This window comes from Streptomyces hainanensis, assembly GCF_004348415.1.
Classification (GTDB): domain Bacteria; phylum Actinomycetota; class Actinomycetes; order Streptomycetales; family Streptomycetaceae; genus Streptomyces; species Streptomyces hainanensis.
This window is the reverse complement of sequence record NZ_SMKI01000377.1, coordinates 1-7,897: the sequence shown is the minus strand read 5'-3', so window position 1 is coordinate 7,897 and position 7,897 is coordinate 1. Positions and strand designations below refer to the sequence as shown.

The window sequence follows — 7,897 nt, the reverse complement described above, 5'->3', positions numbered from 1 at the left end:
GGCGTACCCGGCCCCGGGCGGGGCCGGGTACGCCTGCGGGGGGTGGTAGCCCTGGCCCTGGGCGTAGGAGTCCGCGGGTCTTGCACTGGTCATCGTGAGCCCCCCACGGGTCACATGCTGGGAATCGTCCTGGGAACGGGCGTTCCCGGGTTGGGCGCCTTGGGAGCCACCGCCGGGCGAGCCCGTGGCCTCACTCACGCCTACTCCTCATTGTCCGTGGCAGCCGCCTGCTCCGCGACTCCCTCTCCGGTGCCGTCCGCGTCGACCTCCTCGGCCTCGCGCCCGGCCTCGGCGTTACGGGCGATGCCGACGACGGCGTCCCGCTTCCCGAGGTTGATCAGCTGGACGCCCATGGTGTCACGACCGGTCTCCCGAACCTCGTTGACGCGGGTACGGATCACGCCACCGCCCAGGGTGATGGCCAGAATCTCGTCCGTGTCCTCCACCACGAGCGCGCCGACCAGCGAACCGCGGTCCTCCACGATCTTCGCAGCCTTGATGCCGAGACCGCCACGCCCCTGCACCCGGTACTCGTCCACCGGGGACCGCTTCGCGTAGCCGCCGTCCGTCGCGGTGAAGACGAAGGTGCCCTCGCGCACCACGTTCATCGACAGCAGCTCGTCGCCCTCGCGGAAGCTCATGCCCTTCACGCCCGACGTCGCCCGGCCCATCGGGCGCAGCGTGTCGTCGCTGGCCGTGAAGCGGATGGACTGCGCCTTCTTGCTGATCAGGAGCAGGTCGTCGGCCGCCGAGACCAGCTCGGCGCCGATCAGCTCGTCGTCCCGGCCGTCCTCCATCTCCCGGAGGTTGATGGCGATGACGCCACCCGAGCGCGGCGAGTCGTAGTCCTTCAGCGAGGTCTTCTTCACCAGGCCCGACTTGGTGGCGAGCACCAGGTAGGGCGCGGCCTCGTAGTCCCGGATGGCGAGGATCTCCGCGATCCGCTCGTCCGGCTGGAAGGCCAGCAGATTGGCCACATGCTGACCCCGCGCCTCGCGGCCCGCGTCCGGCAGTTCGTACGCCTTGGCCCGGTAGACCCGGCCCTTGTTGGTGAAGAACAGCAGCCAGTGGTGGGTGGTGGAGACGAAGAAGTGGTCGACGATGTCGTCTTCCCGCAGCTTGGTGCCCCGCACGCCCTTGCCGCCGCGCTTCTGCGCCCGGTAGTCGTCGGTCTTGGTGCGCTTGACATAGCCGCCACGGGTGATCGTGACGACGATGTCCTCCTCGGCGATCAGGTCCTCGATGGACATGTCGCCCTCGAAGGGGATCAGCGCGGTGCGCCGGTCGTCGCCGAACTTGTCGACGATCGCGGCCAGTTCCTCGGAGATGATGGTGCGCTGCCGCTCGGGGGAGGCCAGGATCGCGTTGTACTGGGTGATCTTCGCCTGGAGCTCGTCGTGCTCGGCGATGATCTTCTGCCGCTCCAGGGCGGCGAGGCGCCGCAGCTGCATCTCCAGGATCGCGTTGGCCTGGATCTCGTCGATCGAGAGCAGCCGCATCAGGCCGCCGCGCGCCACCTCGACGGTGTCGCTGCGCCGGATCAGCGCGATGACCTCGTCGATCGCGTCGAGCGCGGCGAGCAGGCCGCGCAGGATGTGGGCGCGCTCCTCGGCCTTCCGCAGCCGGTAGCGGGTGCGGCGGACGATCACGTCGATCTGGTGCGACACCCAGTTGCGGATGAACGCGTCGAGCGAGAGGGTGCGCGGCACGCCGTCGACCAGGGCCAGCATGTTGGCGCCGAAGTTGGTCTGGAGGTCGGTGTGCTTGTAGAGGTTGTTGAGGACGACCTTGGCGACGGCGTCCCGCTTGAGCACGATGACCAGCCGCTGACCGGTGCGGGACGACGTCTCGTCGCGGACGTCGGCGACGCCGTTGATCCGGCCGTCCTTGACGAGCTCGGCGATCTTCAGCGCCAGGTTGTCCGGGTTGACCTGGTAGGGCAGCTCGGTGACCACCAGGCACTGCCGGCCCTGGATCTCCTCGACCTCGACGACCGCGCGCATGGTGATCGCGCCGCGCCCGGTGCGGTACGCCTCCTCGATGCCGCTGCGGCCCACGATCAGCGCGCCGGTCGGGAAGTCGGGGCCCTTGATCCGCTCGACCAGCGCGTCGAGCAACTCCTCGGGGGAGGCGTCCGGGTGCTCCAGGTACCACTGGGCGCCGGACGCCACCTCGCGCAGGTTGTGCGGCGGGATGTTGGTGGCCATGCCGACCGCGATGCCGGCCGAGCCGTTGATCAGCAGGTTGGGGAACCGGGCCGGCAGCACCGTCGGCTCCTGGTTGCGGCCGTCGTAGTTGTCCTGCAGGTCGACGGTGTCCTCGTCGATCTCCCGGAGCATCTCCATCGCCAGCGGCGCCATCCGGCACTCGGTGTACCGCATGGCGGCCGCCGGGTCGTTGCCCGGCGAGCCGAAGTTGCCGTTGGAGTCGACGACCGGCATCCGCATCGCCCACGGCTGCGCCAGCCGCACCAGCGCGTCGTAGATCGAGCTGTCGCCGTGCGGGTGGTAGGTGCCCATCACGTCGCCGACGACGCGGGCGCACTTGTAGTAGCCGCGCTCCGGGCGGTAGCCGCCGTCGTACATCGCGTAGAGCACCCGGCGGTGCACCGGCTTCAGGCCGTCACGCACGTCGGGCAGCGCGCGGGAGACGATCACGCTCATCGCGTAGTCGAGGTACGAGCGCTGCATCTCGGTCTCGAGCGTGACCGGCTCGATGCGCTGGGTGCTGGCCTCGTCGGGCTCGAGGGGGGCGGGCGCGGCGGGCGGAGTCGGCCGAGGGGAGGTCGTGTCGTCGGACATCGCTGGGGTCCGGTTCCTTTCGGGCTGCTGAGGTGGGGGTAACGCGACCTGGGTCGGCCCGCCCGGTCAGCCGGGCGGGCCGACCGGGGTCAGATGTCCAGGAACCTGACGTCCTTGGCGTTGCGCTGGATGAACGAGCGCCTGGCCTCGACGTCCTCGCCCATCAGGATCGAGAACAGGTCGTCGGCGGCGGCCGCGTCGTCCAGCGTCACCTGGCGCAGCACGCGGTGCGCCTGGTCCATGGTGGTCACCCGGAGCTCCTCGGCGTTCATCTCGCCCAGACCCTTGAAGCGCTGGATGGAGTCCTCGCGGACGCGCTTGCCGCGCTCGCGGCCGAGCTGGATCAGGCTGTCGCGCTCGCGGTCCGAGTAGGCGTACTCGAACTCGTCCCGGCCCCACTTGATCTTGTAGAGCGGGGGCTGGGAGAGGAAGACGTGGCCGGCCTCGACCAGCGGGCGCATGAAGCGGAAGAGCAGCGTCAGCAGCAGGGTGTTGATGTGCTGGCCGTCGACGTCGGCGTCGGCCATGAGGATGATCTTGTGGTAGCGGAGCCGCGAGATGTCGAAGTCCTCGTGGATGCCGGTGCCGAAGGCCGAGATCAACGCCTGGACCTCGGTGTTCTGCAGCACCCGGTCGATCCGGGCCTTCTCCACGTTGAGGATCTTGCCGCGGATCGGCAGGATCGCCTGCCACTGCGGGTCGCGGCCGGCCTTGGCGCTGCCGCCGGCCGAGTCGCCCTCGACGATGAAGATCTCGCACTTGGCGGCGTCGTTGGACTGGCAGTCGCTGAGCTTGCCGGGCAGCGAGGCCGTCTCCAGCAGGCCCTTGCGGCGGGTGAGGTCGCGGGCCTTGCGGGCCGCCATCCGGGCGGTGGCCGCCTGGATGCTCTTGCGGATGATGTCCGCCGCCTCGTTGGGGTTGCGGTCGAGCCAGTCGGTGAAGTGCTCGTAGACGATCTTCTGGACGAAGGTCTTGGCCTCGGTGTTGCCCAGCTTGGTCTTGGTCTGGCCCTCGAACTGCGGCTCGCCGAGCTTGACGGAGATGATCGCGGTCAGACCCTCGCGGATGTCCTCGCCCGCCAGGTTCTCGTCCTTCTCCCGCAGCAGCTTCTTCTCCCGGGCGTACTTGTTGACCAGCGCGGTCAGCGCCGCCCTGAAGCCCTCCTCGTGGGTGCCGCCCTCGTGGGTGTGGATGGTGTTGGCGAAGCTGTAGACGCCCTCGCTGTACTGGGTGTTCCACTGCATCGCGATCTCCACCGAGATCTTGCGCTCGGGGTCCTCGGCGTTGATCTCGATCACCGAGGGGTGCACCGGCTCGCCCTTGCGGGAGTTGAGGTGGCGAACGAAGTCGGAGATCCCGCCCTCGTAGTGGTAGCTGACCGCGCGCGGCTTGCCCTCCTCCTCCACCGCGGTGGAGTCGGCGCCGGCCGTCTGCTTGGCGGCGGCGCGCTCGTCGGTCAGCGCGATGGTCAGGCCCTTGTTGAGGAAGGCCATCTCCTGGAAGCGCCGGGACAGCGTCTCGAAGGAGTAGTCCGTGGTCTCGAAGATGTCGCCGTCGGCCCAGAACGTGACGGTGGTGCCGGTCTCCTCGGTCGCCTCGTTCCGCTTCAGCGGCGCCGTCGGCACCCCGAGCGCGTACTCCTGGGTCCACCGGTAGCCGTCCGTGCGCACCTCGACGGCGACGCGCGTGGAGAGCGCGTTGACCACCGAGACGCCCACGCCGTGCAGACCGCCGGAGACCGCGTACCCGCCGCCGCCGAACTTGCCGCCGGCGTGCAGCACGGTGAGCACGACCTCGACGGCCGGCTTGCCCTCGGAGGGCACCATGCCGACCGGGATGCCACGGCCGTTGTCCACGACCCGAACGCCCCCGTCGGCCAGGATCGTCACGTCGATGGCGTCCGCGTGGCCCGCCAGGGCCTCGTCCACCGAGTTGTCCACCACCTCGTAGACCAGGTGGTGGAGGCCGCGCTCGCCGGTGGACCCGATGTACATGCCGGGCCGCATGCGGACCGCGTCGAGCCCCTCAAGCACCGTGATCGCGCTGGCGTCGTAGGACGGAACCCCCTCCGACGACGCGGCGGGAGCGGGAGTGTTCTTGTTGGCATCGCCGGAATCGGCCACGAAGCGCCCTTTCTGGCACAGCACGAGCCAACTCCGGCATAGGGGAGCGGCTGTGTCGTTCGACATGGTCCGCAACAGGGCGGCTACCGTTCAGTCTACCGGCACCGCCGACCCTAACGGCGGTTTGCCGGGCTCTGAGTCCGCATGTGCCGCCCTGAACTGGCATCCGGTGACCCCGTATATACGGACCGGGCCCCTGATCCGCTCACGGCGCCCCTCAGCGGCTCCGACTGTCAACCTCTACGAACGTGACCGGGATCACTTCCGCACCGTGAGACGACGCCCTCGCCACCCGCCCCAGCGACTGCCCGGGCGCCCGTCCGAGCCGCCTATCCGTAGGTGTCCCCGGGGCCCCTGCTCCCCGGCGCGCGCAGCCGCCCGGGGCCGCGCGCCGGGCCCGTGGGGCCGAGCACCCTGATCAACCTGACCGAGCCCTGCCCCAGGTCCGCGTTCAACCGGCGCAGCAACTCGGGAGCCAACAGCCGCAGCTGTGTCGCCCAGGCGGTGGCGTCGCAGCGCACCGTCAGCACCCGGGACTCCTCGTCGTACCCCTCGGGCACGCAGTGCTTGGCGACGTCGGGACCCACCAGCTCGGGCCAGCGCCCGACCACGCCGCCCACCGCGAGCGGCATCTCCCAGCCGCGCTCCTCCGTCAGCCGGCGCACCGCCGCGCCGAGCGGCAGCGGATCACGCCCGCCGGCCCGCGCCCCGGACCGCAGCCCGCCGCCCTGCCGCGCCTGCCGGCGCTGCCGCACCTCGGCGCCGCGCGCCCGCGCCTGCTCCCGGGCGGCGCGCAGCGCCACCCGCGCCAGGTCGACGCCCTTCGGCGGAGCGCCCTCCGCGCCGGAACTCCCCACGTCCTTCTCGTCACCCACGGTCCACCCGCCCTTCGGAGACCGTGAACCGCGCCCCGGCGAGCACCCCGGGCACGTCCTGCTCGACCGCGGCCGTCACCAGCACCTGCTCGCCCGGCGCGACCAGCTCGGCCAGCCGCTCCCGGCGCCGCGCGTCCAGCTCGGCGAACACGTCGTCGAGCACCAGCACCGGCTCCGGGCCCTCCTCCTTCAACAGACCGAACGAGGCGAGGCGCAGCGCGAGCGCCAGCGACCAGGACTCGCCGTGACTCGCGTAACCCTTCGCCGGGAACTCGCCGAGCCGCAGCAGCAGATCGTCCCGGTGCGGGCCGACGAGCGTCACCCCGCGCTCGATCTCCTGCGGCCGCGCGGCCGCCAACGCGCCGAGCAGCACCTCGTACAGCTCCTCGCGCGAGGCCGCCGCCAACTCGGCCGGCTCGCCGGCCGGCCCCCGGTACTCCAGGCCCACCGGGCCACCGCCCGGGGCCAATTCCTCGTAGCACTTGTCCGTCAGCGGCCGCAGCGCCGCCACCAGCGCGAGCCGCTGTCCCAGCAAGTCGGCGCCGGCCCGCGCCAGATGCTGGTCCCACACGTCGAGCGTCGACAGGTCGGTGCCGCGGCCGCCGTGCCGTCGAGCCATCGCGGCCGACTTCAGCAGCGAGTTCCGCTGCTTCAGCACCCGCTCGTAGTCGGCCCGCACCCCGCCGAGGCGCGGGGCGCGCGCGGTGACGAGGTCGTCGAGGAACCGGCGGCGCTCACCGGGGTCGCCCTTCACCAGGTGCAGGTCCTCGGGCGCGAACAGCACGGTCCTGACGACGCCGAGCACGTCGCGCGGGCGGACCTGGGTCGAGCGGTTGAGCCGGGCCCGGTTGGCGCGGCCCGGGGTGAGTTCGAGTTCGACCAGCTGGCGGCGCTCGCCCTCCACCACCGCGGCCCTGATCACCGCCCGGTCGGCGCCGGCCCGCACCAGCGGCGCGTCCGACGAGACCCGGTGGCTGCCGAGGGTGGCCAGATAGCCGACGGCCTCGACGAGGTTGGTCTTGCCCTGGCCGTTGGGCCCGACGAACGAGGTGACCCCGCGGTCGAGTTCGACCTCGGCCCGGGCGTAGGACCGGAAGTCGGCGAGTGACAGATGCGTGACGTGCACGGCGCCGGCCCCCGGTGCCCTTACTTGCTCTCGACCGCGTGCCCGCCGAACTGGTTGCGCAGCGCGGCGACCATCTTCATCTGCGGGGAGTCGTCCTGCCGGGAGGAGAAGCGGGCGAACAGCGAGGCCGTGATGGCGGGCAGCGGAACGGCGTTGTCGATCGCCGCCTCGACCGTCCACCGGCCCTCGCCCGAGTCGGCGGCGTAGCCCTTGAGCTGGGCCAGGTGCTCGTCCTCCTCCAGCGCGCGCACGGCCAGGTCGAGCAGCCAGGACCGGATCACCGTGCCCTCCTGCCAGGACCTGAACACCGCGCGGACGTCGGTGACCTCGTCGACCGCCTCCAGCAGCTCCCAGCCCTCGGCGAAGGCCTGCATCATGGCGTACTCGATGCCGTTGTGGACCATCTTGGCGAAGTGGCCGGCGCCGACCTTGCCCGCGTGCACGGCGCCGAAGTCGCCGGCCGGCTTGAGGGCGTCGAAGACGGGCTGGACCTTGGCCACGTGCTCGGCGTCGCCGCCGTACATCAGGGCGTAGCCGTTCTCCAGGCCCCAGACGCCGCCCGACACCCCGCAGTCCACGAAGCCGATGCCCTTGGCGGCCAGCTGCTCGGCGTGCCTGGCGTCGTCCGTCCACCGGGAGTTGCCGCCGTCCACGACGACGTCACCAGGGGACAGCAGCTCGGCGAGCTCGTCCACCGTGGACTGGGTGGCCCCGCCGGCCGGCACCATCAGCCAGACCACCCGGGGCGCGGCGAGCGTGTCCACCAGGTCCTTGAGGCTGTGCACGTCCGCGGCGTCCGCCTCGTGCGAGAAACCCACCACGGTGTGACCGGCCCGGCGGATGCGCTCGCGCATGTTCCCGCCCATCTTGCCGAGACCGACGAGACCGAGCTCCATCAGGACTCCTTCATAGCGTTTTGTACTCCCCCGAGCCTACGCTCCGCCCGCGGCGCGACCCGGCGCCCCCGACCCC

5 protein-coding genes are annotated in these 7,897 nt (G+C 71.2%); all 5 read right to left on the bottom strand.

The window, feature by feature from the left end:
- Positions 1–200 precede the first annotated feature (200 nt).
- The 5 genes from gyrA to gnd all read right to left on the bottom strand — a co-directional run bounded on the left by gyrA (position 201) and on the right by gnd (position 7,821).
- A complete protein-coding gene (gene gyrA, locus E1283_RS27455; protein WP_132820854.1) occupies positions 201–2,801 on the bottom strand; it encodes a DNA gyrase subunit A in 2,601 nt (866 codons plus the stop codon).
- Between the two features lie 89 nt (positions 2,802–2,890).
- The gene (gyrB, locus tag E1283_RS27450; protein ID WP_132820853.1) at positions 2,891–4,948 is read right to left on the bottom strand and encodes a DNA topoisomerase (ATP-hydrolyzing) subunit B; all 2,058 of its coding nucleotides are present in this window, start codon (positions 4,946–4,948) and stop codon (positions 2,891–2,893) included.
- Between the two features lie 305 nt (positions 4,949–5,253).
- A complete protein-coding gene (locus E1283_RS27445) occupies positions 5,254–5,799 on the bottom strand; it encodes a DciA family protein (protein ID WP_207930543.1) in 546 nt (181 codons plus the stop codon).
- Complete coding sequence (gene recF / locus E1283_RS27440; RefSeq protein WP_132820852.1) at positions 5,792–6,925, bottom strand: DNA replication/repair protein RecF; 1,134 nt, start codon at positions 6,923–6,925, stop codon at positions 5,792–5,794. The genes E1283_RS27445 and recF overlap by 8 nt, the downstream gene beginning before the upstream one ends.
- Positions 6,926–6,945: 20 nt before the next feature.
- On the bottom strand, positions 6,946–7,821 hold the full coding sequence (gene gnd / locus E1283_RS27435; protein WP_132820851.1) for a phosphogluconate dehydrogenase (NAD(+)-dependent, decarboxylating): 876 nt from the start codon (positions 7,819–7,821) through the stop codon (positions 6,946–6,948).
- Between the last annotated feature and the right edge of the window lie 76 nt (positions 7,822–7,897).